The organism is Spirilliplanes yamanashiensis (genome assembly GCF_016863475.1).
GTDB lineage: Bacteria > Actinomycetota > Actinomycetes > Mycobacteriales > Micromonosporaceae > Spirilliplanes > Spirilliplanes yamanashiensis.
Genome location: NZ_BOOY01000009.1, coordinates 1 through 23,445, shown reverse-complemented (window position 1 = coordinate 23,445; position 23,445 = coordinate 1). Strand labels below are relative to the sequence as shown.

Annotated in this window: 5 protein-coding genes and 1 pseudogene; 5 read left to right on the top strand and 1 reads right to left on the bottom strand. The window is 70.9% G+C overall.

The features are described from left to right. The first annotated feature begins 92 nt into the window (after positions 1-92). The 5 genes from Sya03_RS08590 (at position 93) to Sya03_RS08570 (ending at position 23,080) form a co-directional block, all read left to right on the top strand. Positions 93-10,808: a LamG-like jellyroll fold domain-containing protein gene (locus Sya03_RS08590; RefSeq protein WP_203937676.1), complete on the top strand. Its 10,716-nt coding sequence runs from the start codon at positions 93-95 to the stop codon at positions 10,806-10,808. A gap of 965 nt (positions 10,809-11,773) precedes the next feature. Continuing rightward, positions 11,774-12,367, top strand: coding sequence for a hypothetical protein (locus Sya03_RS08585; protein ID WP_203937675.1), 594 nt, complete (start codon positions 11,774-11,776; stop codon positions 12,365-12,367). Next, the gene (locus tag Sya03_RS08580; protein ID WP_203937674.1) at positions 12,367-14,391 is read left to right on the top strand and encodes an SPFH domain-containing protein; all 2,025 of its coding nucleotides are present in this window, start codon (positions 12,367-12,369) and stop codon (positions 14,389-14,391) included. The genes Sya03_RS08585 and Sya03_RS08580 overlap by 1 nt, the downstream gene beginning before the upstream one ends. Beyond that, complete coding sequence (locus Sya03_RS08575) at positions 14,388-19,283, top strand: DNA repair ATPase (RefSeq protein WP_203937673.1); 4,896 nt, start codon at positions 14,388-14,390, stop codon at positions 19,281-19,283. The genes Sya03_RS08580 and Sya03_RS08575 overlap by 4 nt, the downstream gene beginning before the upstream one ends. Positions 19,284-19,360: 77 nt before the next feature. Further along, complete coding sequence (locus Sya03_RS08570) at positions 19,361-23,080, top strand: TIR domain-containing protein (protein ID WP_203937672.1); 3,720 nt, start codon at positions 19,361-19,363, stop codon at positions 23,078-23,080. A gap of 13 nt (positions 23,081-23,093) precedes the next feature. Here Sya03_RS08570 and Sya03_RS08565 read toward each other — a convergent pair. Further along, positions 23,094-23,445: pseudogene (locus Sya03_RS08565) on the bottom strand (hypothetical protein); the annotation flags it as partial.

The window sequence follows — 23,445 nt, the reverse complement described above, 5'->3', positions numbered from 1 at the left end:
TCGATTTAACGGCACTCTGACGTATTGCCGGATGTCATAGCCGTACAGCAGACTCCCTTCCGTCTCATGTGATCACGGGGGAGGAGACGGGGATGCTGCGTGCCTGGAAACGGGTCGGTGTCGTCGTTGCGGCGGTGCTCGGGCTGAATGTGGCCGTACCGCCGGGCGCGGTGCCGGAAGGCGACTTCCCGATCTCCTGGATGTGGTCGTGGCTCGGCCAGTCGTCGGCGCTCGCCTCGGTGACGGGACTGCCACAGCAGGAACGCGGACCCGGCGCGCTCGACGGCCGCCCGGCCTCCGCCGCCGACACCCGCGCAGGTGGTGGCACGGGCCGTAAGCCGGTCCAGGCCCCGGGCACGCTCGACCCGTACGTTCCGCACGACCCGTCGGCGGCGAAGACCGTCGCCGACGGCGAGGGCACCTTCGACGCGAGGACCAGCAAGCGGCTCGCGAACCGCTCGACGGCGTCGACCGACGTCTTCCAGAACGCCGACGGATCCCGGACGACGCGCCGCTACGGCCGCCCCGTGAACTACGAGGCCGCCGACGGCACCTTCCAGCCGATCGACCTCGACCTCGTCAAGCGCGCCGACGGGCGCCTGCACATGGCGGCCAACAGCATCGGGGTCTCCGTCACGAGCCGGATCGGCCGCCCGACGGCCTCGGCCGTGCGCGCTGCCGCGGCACCGGCCGCTCAGGCGGAGGACGTCCGCCGCACCGAGGAATTGGCCACCGTCACGCTGCCGACCGGCGAGTCCTTCGGCTACTGGCTGGAGGGCGCGGCACCGGCCACGGGCGTGGTGGACGGGATCAGGTCCACGTACCCGGCCGTCCTGCCCGCGACGGACCTCGAGCTGGAGACCTTCGACGCCGGCGTCAAGGAGACGCTGGTCCTGCACTCCCCGGACGCGCCGTCGTCCTGGGTGTTCCCCCTGCGCCTCAAGGGGCTGACGCCGCACCTGGGCGAGCACAACGACGTCGAGCTGCGCAACGCCGCCGGCGAGACCGTGGCATGGTTCCCGGCCGGCTACATGTACGACTCGAAGGTCGACCCCCGGTCGGGTGCGCCGGCCGACTCCGGCGACATCACCTACGCACTGCTCGAGCGCGATGGCGGCTGGGCGCTGCGGGTCGACGCGAGCCAGGCGTGGCTGCGCGACCCGGCCCGCGTCTTCCCGGTGCGGGTCGACCCGACCGCCAGCACGGTGGCCACGGGCGACGTGATGGTGGACAACCAGCCGGCCGCCAACGGCAACGGCAACGACCTGCCGGTCGGCACCTGGGACGGCGGCACCCACAAGTACCGGTCCTTCATCCACTTCGACAAGTTCGACGACCAGGGCTTCAAGGGCATGCGGATCACCGCGGCCAAGCTCAAGCTGCACATGACTTGGGCGTACCGGTGCAACAGCACCCAGCCGTTCACCGTCCGCCGGATCAGCGAGAAGTGGACGGTCGCGGGCCAGACCGACGGCGCCTGGCCGGGACCCGCGCTGACCTCCGCCACCGTCGGTTCCCTCAATCCGACGCCGACGTCGGCGACGTGCGGCAACACGGGCGGCGACCCGACGATCGGCCAGTGGGTGACCGTGCCGTTGAACGTCACCACCTTCAACGACTGGTCGAAGGGCGCCGCCAACAACGGTCTCGCCCTGGTGGCCGGCGAGGGTGCGGGCGACGAGCCGGCGTTCAAGCGGTTCACCTCGGCGAACGTCTCCGGCGGCAGCTTTTCGCCGGTTCTGGAGCTCACGTACGCGGAGAACGTCAAGCCGCAGATCGATGCCCGCTACCCGGCCGCCAACGCGGTCATGCCGACGCTCACCCCCGAGCTGATCGTCCGTGCCAAGGACGGCGACGCCTGGCCCAACAAGGGCTTGAAGTACCAGTTCACGGTGTACGACATCAAGAGTCCCAAGGTCGCGGTGGCGGACTCCGGGTCCATCTCGTCCGCCGCCTGGACCGTGCCGGCCGGCAAGCTCGCCTGGAACGGCACGTACCTGTGGAGCGCTCAGGTCGACGACACCGTCACCAAGAGCGGCATCACGCTGCCGTGGTCGTTCACGACGTCGGTGCCGCAGCCGCTCATCACCTCGGGCCTCGCGCAGAACCCCGGCAAGGGGTACGACCCGAGCACCGGCAACTACACGACGTCCGCGACCGACGCCAGCGTGCCGACCGTCGGCCCGTCGCTGGCGTTGACCCGCAGCTACAACAGCCTCGACACGCGCCGCACCAACGCGTTCGGCACGGGGTGGGCGAGCGTGCTCGACATGCGCGCCACCCAGGTGAAGGACGCCGCCGGGACTGTGCAGACCGTCGCGGTGACGTACCCGACGGGGCAGGACCTGGCGTTCGGTCGCAGGCCCGACGGCTCCTTCACGCCGCCGCAGGGCCGTTTCGCCACCTTCACCGAGACCAAGAGCGGCACGACGCTTACCGGTTACACGCTGACCGACAAGGACGCGAGCGTCTACGCGTTCGGCCGCGCCGCAGGTGCCGGCGTCTACCGGTTGACCTCCATCACCGATGCGAACGGTCGCAGGCTGACCGTCACGCACGACGCGGCGGGCAACCCCGAGAAGCTGACCGCGGCGTCCGGCCGCAGCCTCACGTTGCGCTGGGCCACGCCGACCGGCTCCACACAGCCGCACGTCACCCAGGTGATCACCGATCGTGCCGACCCGGCGCGGCCGGAGAGCGCCGGCACGTGGACGTACACCTACGGCGCCGACGACCGGCTGGAGCGGGTCTGCCAGCCCGACGGCGCCGACCAGTGCTGGAAGTACGGTCACGCCGACACTTCCCAGTACGCCAACACGGTGCTCAACGCCGGCCCGACGTCGTACTGGCCGCTGCGGGAGACCGCCGGCCAGACCGCCGCCAGTGCCGTGCTGAGCAACGCCGGGACGGACAACGCGCGGTACGCCGACGTCGCGCTCGGCCAGCCTGCCGGCCTCGCCGGATCGGAGGCGACGACCGCCGGCTTCAACGGCACGAGCTCGCACGTCCAGCTGCCCGGAAAGCTCATCGCCAACGGGCAGTACCAGACGGTCAGCATGTGGTTCCGGACGTCGACGCCGAACGGCGTGCTGTTCAGCTACAACGGCACACCCGTCACCAAGGGCAGCGCAACCAGCGACTACACCCCGGCGCTGTACGTCGACAAGAACGGCAATCTCCGCGGCCAGTTCTGGATGGGCAGCGCCGCCAAGACGATGAACTCGGGTATCAAGGTCACCGACGGCAAGTGGCACCACGTCGCGCTCGCCGGTGCGGGTGACTCGCAGACCCTGTACGTCGACGGTGTCGCCCGGGCCACGCTTGCCGGCACGATCGTCACGTGGTCCGCGGCCAGCAGCAACAACGTCGTGGTCGGCGCCGGTTTCGTAGGTGGCAGCTGGCCTGACCACGCGAACTCCGGCAAGGCGCCCGCTCCGGCCACCTACTTCAACGGCGCCATCTCCGACGTGGCGGTGTTCAACCAGGCGCTGACCGGTGGCACCGTCGCGCAGCTGCGCAACGCCGGCGTGACGAAGCAGCCTGTGCTGGACCGGGTCGTCCGGCCCTCCGGCGGCGTGACCGCCGCAGTCGCCTACGACCGCGTCACCGGCAACGTCGCACAGGTCACCGACGAGAACGGCGGCACCTGGAAGCTGGCGGCGCCGACGGTGGTCGGCAGCAGCGACGTGTACGCCGCCTCGGTGCTCGGCGCCCGCCCGGCCGACTACTTCCGGCTGGCCGAGAGCGACGTCGGGGACCCGGTCAACGAGGTCGCGGGCGGCGACGCCGGCTTCAACCAGGTCACGCTGGGCGTGCCCGGGCCCTTCGAGGACGCCACTGCGGCGAGCTTCAACGGCACCTCGTCGTACCTGGAGATGCCTGAGGCCGACGTGCCGAGCACCGACCCGGCGTCCATCTCCATGTGGTTCAAGATGGCGAACAGGAGCACCGCGGGCGGCATCCTCTACGGCTATCAGACCGTCGAGATGAGCGAGGTCGCCAGCAACGAGGGCGCCTGGGTGCCCGCCATCTACGTCGGCACGGACGGCAAGCTTCGGGGCGGGCTCTGGACCGGCAAGGTCCAGTCCATCGTCAGCAAGAACGCCGTGAACGACGGCAAGTGGCACCACGTGGTGCTGTCCGCCGCTCCGGCCACCCAGTCGCTGTATCTCGACGGCCAGCTGGTCGGCAAGCTCGACGGCGATCTGAAGCCGACCGCTGCCGTGCACGCCTACGTCGGGGCCGGCAAGTGGTCGGCCGGGTGGACGGGCAGCACGACGACGCCCGCCGCCGGCTACTTCCCCGGCTCCATCGCCGAGGTCGCCTACGTGCCGTCGACGCTGAGCGTCGACCAGGTGAGTGCGCACTGGGCGGCGGCGAAGCAGACCGCCCCGGTCGCCGTCACCATGGTTGCCGGCGTCGCCAAGGCCGTGCCGATGCCCGTCTCCCGGGTGACGGTGACCGGCCCCTCCGGCGAGCAGCTCGTCTCCAGCTACGACCTGGTCAACGGAAACCGCCTCGTGGCACAGGGCGACGCCCTCGGCAACGAGACGAGGTTCGGCTACGACGTCGGCGGCTTCGGCAGCCTCATCTACGACCCGAACGGTGTGTGGACGCAGAACCTGCAGGACGTGCGCGGCAACACCAAGCAGACCATCACCTGCCAGAACCAGGCCGCGAACAAGTGCTCCTCGGTGTACTTCACGTACTACCCGGACGCGACGAGCACCACGCTGGCGCCCGACGCCCGCAACGACCTGATGCTGACGTCGCGCGACGGCCGCTCCGCTTCCGCCACGGACAACACGTACCTGACGTCGTACGCCTACGACGCCCAGGGCAACCGGACGGCGGTCACCGACCCGCTCGGCCGGGTGACGGCCACGACGTACACGACGGCCACCACGGCCGCCGTCGGCGGCGGCGTCACCCCCGCCGGCCTGCCGACCACGGTTGTCACGCCCGGCGGCGCCAAGCAGACCGTCAGGTACTACGCCACCGGCGACGTCGCCGAGGTGACCGACCCGGCCGGCAAGGTCACCACCTTCACCTACGACGGCCTCGGCCGCCGCGCCACCCAGACCGAGGTCACCGACACCCACCCGCAGGGCCTGGTCACCACGTACACGTACGACGCGATGGGCCGCGCGAAGACCGTGCGGGACCCGGGCGTCACAAACCGCGTCACGGGGGCGGTCCACACCAAGCTGACCACCAACGAGTACGACCGCGACGGCAACACCACCGCCGTCATCGAGCAGGACCTCACCGGCGGCGACGCGACCCGCACCCAGCGGCACACCTTCAACGAGTACGGCCAGGAGACCAGCGACACGTCTCCGGGCGGCCGCACGACGGTCTACCGCTACGACGCGTACGGCCGCATCGCCGAGGAGGAGAGCGACGACGGCGGCGTGGTCCGCAACGCGTACGACGCAGCGGGCCGCCTGCTCACCTCAACCCTGCTCGGCTGGACGGGCGACCCGAACGACCCCCAGCCCGCCAAGGACCTGGTGGTGGTGTCCCGCTCGTACGACCCGGCCGGCCGCCTGGCCTCCGAGACGGACGCCATGGGCTGGACGACCAGCCACACGTACACGGACGACGGCCTCCAGGCGAAGACGACCCGCACCGACGGCGAGAAGACCGTCGTGCTGGCGGAAAACTTCTACGACGCCGCCGGCAACGTCACGAAGGCGATCACGAACCAGGGCGCCACGGCCACCGAGTACACCTACGACGCGGCGAACCGCCAGACCAGCTCCCGCACCGACCCGACGGGCGTCGACCGCCTGACCGAGCTCACCTACGACGCCGACGACAACGTCGTGTCGACGGTGCACCGTGAGGGCGACGGCAAGGGCGGAGCGTACTTCGACGTCAGTTCCGTCCTGTCATCGTTCTCAGCGACCGGCGCCCTGCTCACCGAGACGACGCACACCGGGAGCCGGTACGACCCGGTGGCTCGCTGGTCGCTCGCCGAGAAGGCGGGCAATAGCGCACCTGACTCCGTGGGCAGCCTCACCGGCGCGCTCGACACCGGCGCGAGCTGGTCCGCCGAGCGTGACGGGGGCCTGCTCCTGAACGGTTCAGGCTCCGTCGAGACTCCTGGACCCGCGCTCAACACGACCAGCAGCTACACGGTTGCGGCCTGGGTCAAGCTGACCACGAAGAGTGGCAACCGCACCGTGCTCTCCCAGGACGGCGAGCGCGCCAGCGCCTTCTACCTGCAGTACAAGGCCACCAGCGACCGGTGGTCGATGACCGTTCCTAGCGCCGACGCCGACAGCTGGTCCGGCCAGAACACATTCTCGACGTCCGTGCCGCAGCTCGACACATGGACGCACCTGGCGGCTGCCTACGACGCGACCGACCGGTCGATGAAGCTCTACGTCAACGGCAAGCTTGAAGGTTCGACGATCCTGAACAAGCCGCTGCCGAGTCACAACGCCTTCGTCATTGGCCGGGGGAAGTACGCGGGGGGAGCCACGGACCGCTGGGCGGGCGCCGTCCGCGACGTCAGGGTCTACCAGCACGCTGTGACGAACATCGAGCGCAACATTCTCAACGGCGGGCTGGACAGCGGCCAGGTCGTCCGGACCATCCACAAGCGCGACCGCAACGGCCGGATCGTCTCCACGGTCGATCCGAACGGCAACACAACTTACTTCGCCAACGACGAGGCCGGGCGGCCGGTGAGGACGACGGCTCCGGCGGCGCTCAGCGAGACCGCCACCGGTGGCTCGGTCATGGCGAACGCGGTCAGCTGGACCGGCTACAACACTTTCGGCGAGACGACCGACACCAAGGACGAGAACGGAAACTGGTCGGTCACCACCTTTGACGCCGACGGCAGGGCCACGTCGTCCAAGCTGCCGCGCTACACCGCGCCCGGTACGTCGGAGGCCGTGGTCCCCGAGGTGGTCAACAACTACGACCCGTCGGGTCGCCTGGAGTCGGTGCGCGACCCGCTCGGCAAGACCACCCGGTACACCTACGACCAGCTCGATCGCCTCGCGAAGGTGACGGCGGCGAACGGCGGCGAGACCCGCTACCGCTACAACCTGGTCGGCGACGTGCTGCAGATGACCGATCCCAACGGAGCAGTGAATGCCGCCACTTGGGACTTCCTCGGCCGGCAGGTCACCACGACAACCGCGGTGCGGCAGACCGGCAAGCAACTGACCACCGACTATCGCTACGGCTACGGCGGGTGGCTCGCAGAGACCGTCTCGCCCGGCAAGGTCACTACCAAGACGACGTACGACGCGACCGGCCGGCCGCTGACCGAGACAGACGGCGCCGGCAACATCACCCGCTTCGAGTACGGCGGCGGGTACACGTCGACGTACCTGCCGGACGGCACGGAGATCACGGAGAACCGCGACTCTGCCGGTCGGGTGACGAGAGTTCTCACGCAGGGTGCCGAGGGCGAATGGCACACGGCCCATACGTCGTACGATCCGGCCGGCAACGTGGTCGAGAGCACGGATCCCAACGTCAACACGACGACCTTCGAGTACGACGCTACCAACATGCTGGTCAAGCAGATCCAGCCGATCTCCGACTCCGACCACATCGAGACCACGTTCGGCTATGACCTGGCGGGCAACCGCACCCGGTTCACCGACGGCCGCCGCAACGCGTTCTGGACGACGTACAACTCGCTCGGCCTGCCGGAGTCGCAGATCGAGCCTGCCACGGCCGCGCACCCCGACCTGGCCGACCGCACCTTCACCACGGCGTACGACCGGGCAGGCCGCCCCGCCAAGCAGGTGCTGCCCGGCGGCGTCACGCTGACCAGCGAGTACGACGAGATGGGCAAGCTGCGCAAGCAGGTCGGCGCGGGTGCCGAGGCGGCGACGGAGAACCGCGAGTTCGACTACGACACCGGCGGCCGGATGACGAAGTTCTCCGGCGTCGGCGGCACGAACGTCCTGTCGTACGACGACCGCGGACTGCCCACCTCAATTACGGGCCCGTCGGGCAACACGACGTTCTCCTACACCGACGACGGCGAAGTTGCGGAGCGCGAGGACGCCGCCGGCCGGACGTCGTTCACCTATGACAGCGCGGGCCGGGTCAAGACCCTCGCCAACACGACCGCAGGCATCCGGGAGAGCTACGACTACAACAAGCTGTCGCAGGTCGAGAAGGTCACGTTCGGCACGGGCAACACACGCAACATCGCCTTCGACGACTTCAACCGCCCGATCGTCGACGAGCTGAAGACCGGCGCGGGCGCCTCCATCGCCAAGATCGAGTACGAGTACGACGACAACGACAACCTGCTCCGCAAGAAGACCACCGGCTTTGCCGGCTCCGCAGACAACAGCTACGAGTACGACTACGCCGACCGCCTGGTGGCCTGGAACGACGGTACGAAGATCACCGCGTACGCGTACGACAAGTCCGGCAACCGCGTGCAGAACGGCGAGAAGTTGTTCACGTACGACGAACGCAACCGCCTGAAGACGGCGAACGGCACCTCGTACGCGTACACGCCGCGGGGCACGCTCGCCTCGGCGGGCGGCCAGACCACCCGCTCGGACGCCTTCGGGCAGGTCGTCAACCAGGCGAGCCAGACCTACCGCTACGACGCGCTCGGCCGCTCCATCCGAGACGGTTTCTCGTACTCAGGCCTGGGCAACGACCTGGCGGCCGACGGGTCGGCGACGTACGTGCGCGACAGCGCCGGCGACGTGGTCGCGACCAGGTCCGCGGGCGCCACCCGCAACGTCTGGACCGACCAGCACGACGACGTCGTGGGCCAGTTCACCGCCGACAGCCCCACCCTGATCGGCTCGGCGACGTACGACCCGCTGGGCGCAGTCCTGCAGTCGACCGGCCTGGTCGGCGGCCTCGGCTACCAGTCGGAGTGGAAGGACACCGCGACCAACCGCGTCAACATGCACGCGCGCTGGTACAACGTCGACACCGGCCAGTTCGACACCCGGGACATGGCGTCGGTCAGCCCGGTCCCGGACTCGGTCAGCGCCAACCGCTACCAGTACGGCGACGCCAACCCGTTGAAGAACACGGACCCGACAGGCCACTGGAGCTTCAAGGGCGCGTGGAACAAGGCCAAGAGCGCGGTGTCGTCGGTGGTCTCGACGGCCTGGACGGCGACGAAGAACTACGTGCAGTCGACGGCGTTCTACCGCGGTGCCGTGTCGGTCTACAACTACGCCGCCCGGGCGGTCAAGGCGGTCGGCCGCACCATCAGTAAGGCGGTCCACAGCGTCTCCAAGGCGTGGAGCAGCGCCAAGAACTGGGTGCAGAAGACGGCGAACAGCGCCCGGAAGTGGGTCGCCCAGAAAGCGAAATCGATCGCCGCGGCGGTCGAGCGAACGAGAATCTTCCAGGCGCACAAGAAAGCGTTCGCGAAGGTAGCCAGAGGGATCGGCAAAACCGTCAGCGTCATCCAGGACGGCGTGGCCGCCACGAAGAAGTTTGTGCAGAACAACAAGAACATGCTGCTGGAGATCGCGGCGATCGGTGGCGCGATCCTGGCCGGCGTGGCCTGCACGGCGGTGACAGCCGGCGTGGGCGCGATCGCCTGTATGGCCGGAACGGCCGCGCTGATCAACCTGGCCAAGGACGGCCTGCAAGGCGACATCAACTCGTTGGGCGACGCACTCGGGTCGCTGGGCACCGGCGCGCTGTCGGGTCTTGCGGGTGGCGCGGGCGGTCTCATCGCCGCGAAGGTCGGCACCGCGGTGGCGGCGCGTGTGGGCACGGGCTGGGCCGGTCGTCTGGCGACGGAGGCGGCCCAGAACGGCGTCGAGGACGTCGTCGGGCAGGCTGTCACGACGGGCCGGGTGGACGTGAAGTCGTCTGTTCTCGGTATGGTCCCGGGCCTCAGCCTGCTCAACCGCAAGGGTGGTGGTTCCGGTGGCAGCGGGCTGCAGTCGGCCGTCGGCGTGGCCGGCGTCTCGGTCGGCGGCGGGCACGGGTGCCTGACAGCACCTGCCAAGGGAGCGAAGCACAGCTTCGACCCCGACACCGAGGTGCTGATGGCAGACGGCTCAACCCGTCCCATCAAGGACGTCAACGTCGGCGACAAGGTCGAGGCGAAGGACCCGGAGACCGGGAAATCTGGTGACCGGCAGGTCACCGCGATTCATCGCAATCTCGACCGTGAGCTGACCGACCTCAAGGTCCGGAACAACAAGGGCAAGACGTACGTCCTGAAGACGACGCAGAACCACCCGTTCTGGAACGCCACTGACCGGAAGTGGACAGACGCCAAGAACCTCCGGCGGGGCACGAAGCTGGGCGTGGAAGGAAGCGGGGTCGTCGTCGCGGCGGTCCGCAATTATCACGGTAAGCGCGAAATGCGCGACCTGACCGTGGCCGACATCCACACGTACTATGTGACAGCCGGCGACACGCCGGTACTGGTCCACAACAACAACAGGAGTAGGAACAGCGCGGACTGTGGGCCAACGGTTTACCGGCAGCTGAACTATGATGATCGTACGGCATTCGACAAGGGCGAAGACCTGCAGCCTCGCGGTACCACCGGGTCCATAACCGACCATATTTTGAACCGGCCGACCAAGCACATCTCTGCGTCGGTGACTGAGGGAGCGACCGAACGGTTCGCCTCAGGTCAAGGAATGGTTGCAATCGATGTCAATAAGGCAATTGCGGGCGGGGCCAAGTTTATTGATCACAATAACGTCATGCAAGCCGCCAACAGGAGTGGTGACTCACGCGTGGTGCGCGATGCGCGGCGTGCTGAGGAGGTTCTCTTCGTAGGCTCGATTCCGCACGACGCGATAACTCTCATCCGGAACAGATAGGGGTAGGGATGCCAGCGCTGAGCGAGCACGTGAATGTCTACACGACGGCGATCGCAGTCCTGGAGAATAAAGGATTCTCCGTGTGGTACGACCGGAAGCAGGATGCGTATTGCGCTGAGCGAGATGGCTGGGATTTCTGGGCGGACAGTCCGGTCTCCCTGCTTGGCCTAGTAGCGATCTTCGAGTACAAGAATCCGAGCGAGTATACGAGCCGCTGGTGGGAGACTGAGGGCACCATTCGATACCCGGATGTTCCTGAGACTGCGCCCGAGTACACCCCTGTCTACGATCGAATTTGACACGACAACGACGGCGAGCAAAGGGCGCCGTCCATAACGTTGGACGGCGGTGTCCCTAGAAGTCCGCACTCAATGGCTGCGAGGAGTGGCGCCAGCGCCGAAGGGTGGTGGCCGCATGCTCAATTTGCCGTCAATGTTCTGTCAAGTCCCGGCATTGTCGGCAACCGGCTAATGCGTCGATCCCGGGAATTGCCTCCGCCGGGTGATGGGTGGAGGGACCGTAACGGCCTTGACGGTCCACCGTCTTGGCCTTCATTGGGGTACTTGGTGTTGGTGGGCGCGCGAGGCCATGGACCTTGAGTGCGTGCGTACGGTCCGGCTTCGGCCAGGCCGTTCTTGATGACGTGAAGCTGCTTCGGCCGGCGCTACGTGTGGCCAGGGCGTCGGTCCGCGATGGGCCGATCGAGAGGTGGGCAGTGAGCACCGCCGCCGAAGAACCATGCGCACAGACACGCGCGTGATGGAGGATGCCGACGGTCGCCGGGCGCGGCGTCGTTTATATGGCGTGAGGTTGCGCTGCTTGTGTCACATCTCTGACCGTGCCCCCTCAACGTTGCGTTGAAATGTCCGTTCGGACGGATCCGTCCGGCCGTCGACGGGGCAACGGATCTTGCACCCTCCTGCCATCATCTAGGGCGGCACCAGGACAACTGAGACGGGGGCGGGATGGGCGGGTTCGTCGAGGCGGCGTTGAGCTTCCCGACCGTTCTGTTCACCTTCCTGCTCGCCGTGGTGGTCGTCTACTGGCTGGTCGTCATGGTCGGCGGGGCGGACACCGACAGTCTCGGTGAGGACGCCTTCGGCAGTGTCGGGCTCGGGGGCGTGCCCGTCACCGTGGCGCTGTCGTTGCTGATCGCCGTGGCCTGGTTCGTCAGCCTGGCCGGTGCCGTCCTGCTGGAGAACGTGCCCGGCGCCGGTGCGATCGCCCTCGCGGCGGCGCTCGTCACGGCGTGGGTGACGACGCGCCTGCTCGTCGCGGTGTTGCGCAGGGCGATGCCGACGGGCGTGGAGCCGTCGCGGCAGCACTTCCTCGGGCGGACGGCGGTGATCCGCACGCAGCGGGTGACCGACCGGTTCGGTCAGGCGGAGGTGGCGGCGGCCGACGGGTCGACGGCGCTGGTGCAGGTGCGCCAGGCGGGGCAGGACGAGCTGCGGTACGGCACCGTCGCGGTGCTCTACGACTTCGACGCGGACGGGGAGTTCTTCTGGGTGGTCCCCGCCGACGTCGCGCTGGAACCACGAGACTCTAAGGACAGCTGATGGACGTCATCTCCACCGGGCTCGGCATCCTGCTGGCCGTCATTCTCGTCGTCGTCATCGGCATGGCGCTCATCGTCAGCCGGCTGTTCCGCAAGGTGGAGCAGGGCAAGGCGCTGATCGTGAGCAAGACGCGGCGGGTGGACGTGACGTTCACGGGCGCCGTGGTGCTGCCGGTGCTGCACAAGGCCGAGACGATGGACATCTCGGTGAAGACGATCGAGATCGCGCGGACGGGCCGGGAGGGTCTGATCTGCCGCGACAACATCCGGGCGGACATCCGGATCACGTTCTTCGTGCGGGTCAACAAGACCGTGGAGGACGTGGTGAAGGTGGCGCAGGCGATCGGCACGGCGCGGGCGAGCAACGAGCTGACGTTGCAGGAGCTGTTCAGCGCGAAGTTCTCGGAGGCGTTGAAGACGGTCGGCAAGCAGCTGGACTTCGTCGACCTGTACACGAAGCGCGACGAGTTCCGCGACCAGATCATCCAGGTGATCGGCACGGACCTGAACGGTTACAGCCTCGAGGACGCGGCGATCGACTACCTCGAGCAGACGCCGATGTCGTCGCTGGACCCGAAGAACATCCTGGACGCGCAGGGCATTCGCAAGATCACCGAGCTGACGGCGATCGAGGCGATCAAGACGAACGACTACAAGCGCAACGAGGAGAAGGAGCTCACCCGGCAGAACGTGGACGCCAAGGAGGCGATCCTCGAGCTGGAGCGCCGGCAGGCGGACGCGGAGATCAAGCAGCGCCGGGAGATCGAGACGATGCGGGCCCGCGAGGAGGCGGAGATCGCGCTGGCGCACGCCGAGGAGCGGCTCCGCGCCGAGGGCGCGCACCTGCGCACCGAGCAGCAGCTCGGGGTGCAGAAGGAGAACAAGGCGCGCGAGATCGCCGTGGCGGAGAAGAACCGCGAGCGGGTCATCGCGATCGAGACGGAGCGCATCGAGAAGGACCGGATGCTCGAGGTGATCGGCCGCGAGCGGGAGACGGAACTGTCGACGATCGCGAAGAATAAGGAGGTCGAGGCGGAGAAGCGCTCGATCGCCGAGGTGATCCGCGAGCGCATCGCCGTCGAGAAGACCGTGGCCGAGCAGGAGGAGAACATCAAGCGGCTGCGCGTCGTCGAGGAGGCGGAGCGGACCCGGCAGGCCGTCATCATCGCCGCCGAGGCGGAGGCGCAGGAGCACCTGGTCAAGGACATCAAGGCGGCGGAGGCCGCCGAGGCGGCCGCGAAGCACAAGGCGCGCGAGGAGCTGACGCTGGCCGAGGCGCGGCAGCAGACGGCGGAGCTGGACGCCCGGGCGAAGATCCGGCTGGCCGAGGGGACGCAGGCCGAGGCGGCCGCGGCGGGGCTGGCCGACGTGCAGGTGCGCGAGCGCAACGCCGAGGTGGTGGAGAAGACTGGCCGCGCCGAGGCCGCCGTGGACCGCGAGAAGGCGCTGGTGGCGGCGGAGGCGATCCGCGAGAAGCTGAAGGGCGAGGCCGAGGGTCTGCAGGAGAAGGCCGGCGCGATGGCGGCGCTGGACGACGCGACCCGCGAGCACGAGGAGTACCGGCTGCGGCTGGAGATGGAGAAGGAGATCCGGCTCGCCGGCATCGACGTGCACCGGCAGATCGCCGAGTCGCAGGCGATGGTGGTCTCCGCGGGCCTGGAGAAGGCGAACATCGACATCGTCGGCGGCGACTCGGTGTTCTTCGACAAGCTGCTCGGCTCGATCACGATGGGCAAGAGCCTCGACGGGTTCGTCGGCCACTCCACGGTGGCGCAGGGCATCGGGGCGCGGTACCTGGACGGCTCGGCGAACCTCGCCGAGGACCTGGGCCGCGTGCTGGGCGGGGTGTCCACGGGCGACATCGCGAATATGACGCTGGCCGCGTTCCTCACCCAGCAGATCAAGGCCGGCGGCGCCGACGCCGGCAAGCTGCGGGAGCTGCTCGACGCCGCGCAGCAGCTCGGCGTCGCCGACCGGAAGATCTCGGCCCTCACGGGTACGGCCAACGGCACGGTCGTGAGGTGACCGATCTGCAGGAGGCGCCGACGCTGGACGCCGGCACGTACGAGGTCCTGCGCGGCCGGCTGTCCACGCAGGCGCAGGCGCTGGCGCGGCGCGCGGAGGAGCTGAACGCCCGCCGGGTGGAGACGTTCGGCGGGCAGCAGATGCGCCTGCTCGGCACGGAGCGCATCCGCACGGCGAACAACTGCGTGCCGCGCGACGTCGCGCAGGTCGGCGGCGCGATGCTGTTCGGCTACAACGTCTTTATCGGACTGAAGACGGAGACGTCCATTGCGGACGTCTTCGACGTGCACGCGTTCGCCCGGGACGGCGACGCCGTGCGGTTCGACGCGGGCGCGGTGCCGGGCCTGCTCGACGATCCGGGTTTCCAGCGCGACTTCGCCGAGCTGTACCGCTACTACCGCGACACCCGGCTGTTGCAGCTGCGGCGCCTGGAGGGGCTGCTGCTGGCGGTGTTCCAGACGGGCGCCCGCGCCGACGACCTGAAGGTGCTGCGCTGGAAGGTCGGCACGGACGGTTCGGTGTCGTACGTGGACAACCGCGGCGAACGCGACCACGTGTTCCCGCCGAGCCACGATCTGGAGTGGACGCTCACCACGCGCGAGCAGCACGTGCTCGGCCGGCACCCGCACATCTCGATCGGCGACGAGGTGTTCGTGGAGACGGTCGGCGGCACGCTGACCGTCAAGGTGGAGAACAACACGGAGGACGGCGAGGGCATCTGGTCCGAGCCGGTCGACGAGCCGTTGCAGAGCCTGGCGGACGCCGAGATCGCGTACGCCCGGGTGGGGCCGTTGATCCTGCTCAGGGTCCTGCCCTACAAGGAGACCGTCCAGCGGTACCTGGTGTTCAACACCCGCACGAAGGACGTGCGGCGCCTCGACGGCATCGGCCAGGCGTGCCAGCGGCTGCCCGAGGACCAGGGCCTCATCTTTCCCGGCGGCTACTACCTGTCCACCGGGGTGGCGAAGACGTTCGACGCGGACGTGGCCGACCTGGAGTTCGAGCGGGTCGTGCGCAGCGTCAACGGCGAGGACGTGCTGTACGTCTTCCACGCCCGCGCGGCGGGCCACTACCTGCTGCTGCCGTACAACGTGATCCGCAAGGAGGTCGCCACGCCGATCCCCTGCCACGGGTACTCGCTGTTCGACGACGGCACCCTCGTCGCGTTCCGGTCCACATCGGACGAGCCGACGCGGGTGCACCCGATGCAGGTGTGGCAGACCCCGTACGTGTCCGACACGCACGCGGCGGCGCAGCCCGTCGGCACCGGCCCGCTGGAGCGGGTCGGCAACGCGGACCTGGTGCGCGGCATCGCCGACAGCCTGTCGGTGGCGCGCATGGTCGACGAGATGACGCCGTCGACGGCCGTGTTCGAGGCGATCATCGCGGCGTGCACCCGGCTGTTCGACCACTACCACTGGCTGGGCGAGCGCGAGCTGGGCGACCTGCGCACGCCGCTGTCCGAGGTGCGGGCCACCGCCGAGCAGGTGCTCGACGAGTTCGAGGCCGTCCAGGCCCTGACGGACCAGGCCGCGGGCGCCGTCGCCGAGGCCGAGGCCGCGACCGGGTCGCTGGTCCGCCGGGCCCGCGGCGAGGTGCCCACCACGACCGATGCCTGGGTGCGCCAGCTCGCCGCGCTGCGGCAGGCGCGGGGCCGTGTGGTGTCGCTGCACGAGCTGCGGTACGTGGACACCGCCCGGCTGGACGCCCTGGAGGCGGAGCTGGCCGGCGAGATCGACGCCGCCGCCCGCCGCGCCGTCGAGTTCCTCCAGCGCGCGGACGCGTTCGCCGGCTACCAGGCCGCCGTGGAGCAGCTCGTCGCCGACGCGGCCGGCATCGCCACCGTCGCCGAGGCGGCGCCCGTCGCGGAGCGGCTCACCGAGCAGGCCGACGGCCTGCAGGTCGTCACCGAGGTGGTCGGCGGCCTCGACATCGCCGACGCCACCGTGCGGGTGGCGATCCTGGAACGCATCGGCGAGGTGCTGGGCGGCGTCAACCGGGCCCGCGCCACGCTCGACGCGCGCCGCCGCGACCTGGGCTCGGTGGAGAACCGGGCCGCGTTCGCCGCCGAGTTCGCGCTGCTGGGGCAGTCCGTCACCGGCGCGCTCGCCGCCGCGGACACCCCGGACCGCTGCGACGAGCAGCTCGCCCGGCTGATGCTGCAGGTGGAGGCGCTGGAGTCGCGGTTCGGCGACGACTTCCTCGACCAGCTCGCCACGAAGCGCGCCGAGGTCTACGAGGCGTTCTCCGCCCGCCGCCAGGCGCTGCTGGACGACCGCGCCCGCCGCGCCGACCGGCTCGCCGCGTCCGCCCAGCGCACCCTCGCCAGCGTGCAGCGGCGGGTCGCCGCGCTCGGCACGCTCGACGAGGTCAACACGTACTTCGCCACCGACCCCATGGTCGGCAAGCTGCGCGCGGTCGCCGACGAGCTGCGTGCCCTCGGCGACACCGTGCGGGCCGAGGAGCTGGACGGCCGGGTCAAGGCCGCCCGGCAGGAGGCCGGACGGTCCCTGCGCGACCGCCTCGACCTGTACGGCGACGGCGGCGCCACGATCCGGCTCGGCCGGCACAGGTTCGCCGTGAACACCCAGGCCGTCGACCTGACGCTGGTGCCGGACGGCGACGAGCTGGCGTTCGCCGTCACCGCCACCGACTACCGCGCGCCCGTCACCGACCCGGCGTTCCGCGCCACCCGCGACTTCTGGTCGCAGACCGTCGTGTCGGAGACGCCGCAGGTGTACCGCGCGGAGCACCTGGCCGCCGCGCTGCTGGCCGAGGACCCCGCCGGGGTCGCGGCGGCCGCCGCCGACGGCACGCTGCGCGACGTGGTGCGCCGCGCGGCGGAGGCGCGGTACGACGAGGGATACGAGCGCGGCGTGCACGACGCCGACGCGGCCGCCATCCTCGACGCGCTGGTGCGCCTGCACGCGGCCGCCGGCCTGCTGCGCCACCCCGCCGCGGTGCGCGCCGACGCGCAGCTGTTCTGGGCGTTCGGGCCCGGCCCGAAGGACGCGTGGGCGCGGCGCGCCGCGTCGCTGGTGCGCGCCCGCGACCTGTTCGGCTCCGCCGGCCCGGCCCTGGGCGAGCTGTGCGCCGAGCTCACCGCGGCCGCCCGCGACTTCGCCGCCGCCGCCGGGCTGCCGCCGGCCGCCGACGTCGGCGAGTACCTGGTGGAGGAGCTGGCCGACCCGCACGCCGGGTTCGTCACCAGCGCCGCCGCCCGCACCCTCGTCGAACGCTTCCACCAGGCGCTGCCGGCCGCCGCGGCCCGCGAGTACGCCGACGACCTGCGGCTGCTCGACGGCGACCTGGCCGCCCGGCGGCAGCTCGTCACCGCGTGGCTGTCGGCGTTCCTGGCCGCCAGGCCGGACACCGCGTCGCCCGAGGACCTGCCCGAGGCCGTCGCCGTGGAGCTGACCGGCGCCGCCCTCACCCGGCACGACTCGGCCGCCGCGCTCACCGAGACGGTCACCGGCCTGCTCGGCACCCACCCGCGGATCACCGCCGGCCGGACCCTGGACCTGCGCCTCGACGAGGTGCTCACCCGCACCCGGGCGTTCCGCGAGCAGCGGGTGCCCGCGTACCGGGCGTACCAGAAGCAGCGCACCGCGCTGGCCGCCGCCGAACGCGACCGGCTGCGCCTCGACGAGTACAAGCCGGGCGTGATGAGCGCGTTCGTCCGCAACCGGCTCCTCGACGAGGTCTACCTGCCGCTCATCGGCGACAACCTGGCCCGCCAGCTCGGCGCCACCGGCGACGGCAAGCGCACCGACCAGTCCGGCCTGCTGCTGCTGATCTCACCGCCCGGCTACGGCAAGACCACCGTCATGGAGTACGTCGCCAACCGGCTCGGCCTGGTCTTCGTCAAGGTGAACGGCCCCGCCCTCGGCCACGCCGTCACGTCCCTCGACCCGGCGGAGGCGCCCGACGCCACCTCCCGCCAGGAGGTCGAGAAGATCAACTTTGCGCTGGAGCTGGGCAACAACGTCCTGCTCTACCTCGACGACATCCAGCACACCTCGCCCGAGCTGCTGCAGAAGTTCATCTCCCTGTGCGACGCCCAGCGCCGCATCGAGGGCGTCTGGGACGGCCGCACCCGCACCTACGACCTGCGCGGCAAGCGGTTCGCCGTGTGCATGGCCGGCAACCCGTACACCGAGACCGGCAGCCGGTTCCGCATCCCCGACATGCTCGCCAACCGCGCCGACGTGTGGAACCTCGGCGACGTGCTGTCCGGCAAGGAGGACGTGTTCGCGCTGTCCTACCTGGAGAACTCGCTCACCGCGAACCCGGTGCTCGCCCCGGTCGCCGCCCGCGACCGCGGCGACGTCGAACTGCTCGTGCGCCTCGCCCGCGGCGACACCTCCGTGCGCGCCGACCGGCTCGCCCACCCGTACCAGCCCGTCGAGCTGGAGCAGATCCTCGGCGTGCTGCGCAAACTGCTCCGGGTACAGCAGGTGGTGCTCGCCAACAACCAGGCGTACATCGCCTCCGCCGCGCAGAGCGACGACGCCCGCACCGAGCCGCCGTTCAAGCTGCAGGGCTCGTACCGCAACATGAACAAGCTCGCCGAACGCGTCGTGCCCGCCATGAACGACGACGAACTCGACGCCGTCATCGACGACCACTACGCCGGCGAGGCGCAGACCCTCACCTCGGGCGCCGAGGCGAACCTGCTGAAGCTCGCCGAGCTGCGCGGCCGCCTGACGCCCGAGCAGGCCCAGCGGTGGGCCGACGTGAAGGCGGCGTACCTGCGGGGCCGCGCCCTGGGCGGCGCGGAGGACGACCCGCTGGTCCGCGCGGTCGGCGCGGTCGGCCTGCTCGCCGACCGGGTGGCGGGCGTGGAGGCGGCGATCACCTACGCCGCCGAACGCCGTCCGGCCGGGGCGTGACGCGCATCGCCCTTTCCCCGGTCGATGCGCCGTGAAAGCCTGTGCGCCCACGAAACGCTCATCGATCAGGGGCTCCATTGAGGTTCGACGCGTTCATCTCGTACAGCCACGCGGCGGACGGCCGGCTCGCGCCGGCGCTCCAGCGCGGTCTGCACCGGTTGGCGAAGCCGTGGCACCGCCGTCGCGCCCTGTGGGTCTTCCGGGATCACACCGGACTGTCGGTGTCGCCGGCCCTGTGGTCATCGATCCAGGACGCGCTCGACAACTCGGAGTTCCTGGTCCTGCTGGCCTCGCCGGAGGCGGCGCGCTCGGACTGGGTGAACAGGGAGATCGAGCACTGGGTGGCGACCAGGTCACCGGACCGCATCCTGCCGGTCGTCACCGACGGTGAGTGGCAGTGGGATCCGGCGCGGGGCGACTTCACGGAGGACTCGTCCGCGGTGCCGGCCGCGCTCCGCGGGGTGCTCGCCGAGGAGCCGCTCTACCTGGACCTGCGGTGGGCGCGCGAGGGCGGTCCGCTGACGCTGCGCGACCCGCGGTTCCGCGACGCGGTCGCGCAGCTGGCGGCGCCGATGCACGGCCTGAGCAAGGACGAGCTCGAGGGCGAGGACGTCCGCCAGCACCGGCGCGCCCGGCGGTTGTGGTCGGCCGGCGTCGGCGGCCTGACGGTGCTGGCGCTGGTGGCCGCGCTGACCGGTGTCGTCGCGGTGCGCAACGCCCGCGAGGCGAAGGTGGCGGCGGAGGCCGGGTTCCAGGAGGCGCGCGCCGCGGAGCAGGAGCAGGTCGCGGGCCGGTCCGCCGCCGAGGCGCAGGCGCAGGTGCGCAACGCGGCGGCCGAGCGGGAGCGGGCTCGCGCGGCGGCGGCGGAGGCCGGCCGGCAGGCGACGCGGGCGCAGCAGCAGCGCGTGCTGGCGAACCAGGCGTCGGCGGAGGTGCAGCGGCAGCAGGCGAACGCGCGGCGGCAGGAGCAGATCGCCCGGGAGCAGCAGCAGGTGGCGCGCGAGGCCGGGCGGCGCGCGCAGGAACAGGCGGCCTTCGCGAAGGAGCAGGCGGCAGCCGCGGCCAGGTCGACGGCGGAGTCCGAACGGCAGAAGAGGATCGCGGCGGACCAGACCCGGCTGGCCAACGACGCCACGGCGGTCGCCGAGCGGCAGCGGCAGATCGCCGTCGAGCAGACGCGGCTCGCCGAGGAGGCCAGGGCGGCCGCGGAGGACGCGGGCCGGATCGCCGCGGAGCAGCGGCGGCTCGCCGAGGACGCCGCCGCCGAGGCCCTCCGTCAGCAGCGCCTCGCCGAGCAGTCGGCCGCGGACGCCACGAAGCAGCGGGCCGTCGCCGACGAGCAGCAGCGGATCGCCATCGGCCGCCGCCTGTTCAACGAGGCGCAGGAGCTCGCCGATCGGGACATGGCGACGGCGCTGCAGCTCGGCATCGCCGCGACGAAGCTCCAGCTCGGTGCCGACGCTCCCGGGCGCCTGGCCGGAATGGTCGCGTCGACCCGGTACGCGGGGCCGATGGCGGGCAGGAACGTCAGGTACGCCGGCAACGACGTCGTCATCGGCGAGGCCGGCGAGCTGACGGTGTGGACCGTCGCCGACCGGGCCGTCCCGAAGGAGCTGTCGAGGCTCGGCAGGTTCGAGCGGTGGGACGTCAGCGGGGACGGGCGGATCGTCGTCGCGGCCACCAGCGGCGAACCGTACGCCACGGTCTTCGACATCTCCGCGCCGGCCGAACCGGAGATCGTCGGGCAGATCCCCGTCCACCACACCGTGACCGACGTGACGTTCGGTCAGACCGGCCGGCGGTTGTTCATCGCGACGGCCGACCTGCGCCTCCGCGAGGGCGGCTCGCTGTGGGACCTCGCCGACCCGCGGCGGCCCGCCGTGCTGGCCCCGCAGATCGGCAACGCGGCGGGCAAGGTCATCGAGCTCGCGGCGTTCAGCGCCGACGGCACCATGCTGGCGACCCACGCGGTGGGCGGCCGGACCGGCCTCTGGGACCTGTCGAGCCCCGCCGCCCCGAAGCTGACCGGCATGCTCGACGACGTGATCGGCCGGGACGCGGTCGGGGCGCTGGCCTTCCTGCCGTCGACGCCGGAGCTGGTGATCGGCGCGAAGCGCCAGACCTACGTCCTGGACCTGACCTCCCGAGCCGTTCCCACGTCGGCCGAGACCTTCCTCAACCAGGGCGGGATGGTGACGTCCATCGCGATCGCCCCGGACGGGAGCCGGATGGCGATCGCCGAGGGCGACGGCGCCGTCATCTCCGTCATCGAGCCCTACGAGATCGGCTGGGCGAAGTCCGCGGCCTTCCGTGACCGCATCACCACCGTCGCTGACGCCGGCTCGGCCATCGCGCTGAGCCCGGACTCCCGCACGCTCATCGCCGGCGGCGCGCAGTGGGACACCTCCGCGCCCGCGGCCCCCGAGCGGGTCGCGACGTTCCGGGACGCCGGCGAACCGCAGGGCCTGGCGTCGGCGTTCACGGCGTCCGGGCAGCTGCTGACCGTGGGCTCGCTGCCGACGGCCGTGCTGCGGGCGGCGCCCGGCGGCGCCCGGACGGAGATCCCCGTGTTCGACGCGCCGGTGCACCGGGCGGCCCTCACCCCGGACGGGCGGTTCGTGGCGGTGGCGGACGCGTACGGCCGGGTGCGGGTGACGGACCTCGCCGACCCCGCCCGGCCGGTCCGGGTCGCCGAGTTCGCGGCGGCCGAGGAATGGTCGGTGGCGGCGCAGGCGGAGCTCGGCATCAGCCCGGACGGCTCCACGGTCGCCGTGGGCGACGGCCGGACCCGGACCGTCGAACTGTGGGACGTCGCGCCCGGCCGGCCGGCGCGGCGACTCGACCCGCCGGCCGACCTGCGTCTCCCGGTGGCCTTCGGGCCGGGCGGCCGGCTGGTGGCGGCGTCGCGCACGTCCGACACCACGGCAGGGGTGTGGGACCTCCGCGCCCCCTCCGGGCCGGCGCAGCTGGGGAAGATCTCCGGCGCGCGCGGCGCGCGGATCGGACACCTCGCGATGTCGTCCGACGGGAACACCGTGGCGGTGGCCCAGGGCCGGTACTCGACGATCTGGACCATCACGTCGCCCGAGCGGCCGCGCAGCGTGGGACGCTTCGCCGAGGACCTCACGCACGCCGCCGCGATGGCGTTCTCCCACGACGGCTCGACCGTCGTCGCCGTCGACTCCGGGGCCGAGACCCTGTCGGCCTGGAGCCTCGCCGGCGGTTCCCGCCCGATCCTCATGGGCGAGCAGGACGTCGACCGCGCGGACCGGTGGTCGGCCGCGATCAGCCGGGACGGACGGTCCGTGCTGATCGCCGACGCCAACGAGTCCGGCAACGCCGGCCGGGCCACCCTGTGGAACCTCGGGGCGATGAAGGACCTGATCGCGGATCCGAGCGTCCGGGCGTGCGCACTCGCGGGCGTGAGCCTGACCAGGGAGAAGTGGTCGACGTACCTGCCCGAGCTGGACTTCGCCCAGATCTGCCCCGCGAGCGGAGAATCGGCCGGCGACCTGCCGTCGGCGGGCTCGCGCGGCGGTGGTGCGGGGAACGCGGTGCCGTCCTGCGCGGCCCGGCACGCACCCGACTACGTGGAGGCGACCAACAGGTACGGCGCCGTGGCGTGGTGTTCGACCGGGGGCTACGTGTACGTCAGCGTCCGGTGCGTGTCCGAGAGCACCTTCCGGCGATACACCGCCAACGGTCCGCGCATCTGGTCGCTCTCGTCGTCGGACATCAGCGCCGCGCACTGCCGGCCCGGCGACGGCATCCAATCCGTCACCGCCTCCGTCGGTTGACGCCGCCGCGCGGTCAGTCCTGCAGCAGGGACGGGTCCTCGCGCAGCAGGGCCGCCAGCCGCTGCGCGGCCTGCTCCGCCTGGCCCGGGTCGACCTGGTACGGGATCGGCTCGGCCAGCGGCGGCGGCTGTGCCGCCGCGGGCTGCGACGGCTGGTACAGGTCGGCGAACACGACGGTCTCGCCGCCGTCGTCGTCGGCGGACCCGGTGAAGCCGACGAACTCGGGCGCCTCGAACGGCGGGGCGGGCGACGTGGGGCGCTCGGCCCCGGGCGCCGGTGCCTGGGTCGGGGCCTGGGTCGGTGCCTGGGTCGGGGCCTGGGTCGGGGCCTGGGTCGGGGCCTGGGTCGGGGCCTGGGTCGGGGTC

Coding starts and splice junctions, on each gene's coding strand:
- Sya03_RS08590 (WP_203937676.1), top strand. CDS start 93: ATGCTGCGTGCCTGGAAACGGGTCGGTGTCGTCGTTGCGGCGGTGCTC.
- Sya03_RS08580 (WP_203937674.1), top strand. CDS start 12,367: ATGGACGTCATCTCCACCGGGCTCGGCATCCTGCTGGCCGTCATTCTC.
- Sya03_RS08585 (WP_203937675.1), top strand. CDS start 11,774: ATGGGCGGGTTCGTCGAGGCGGCGTTGAGCTTCCCGACCGTTCTGTTC.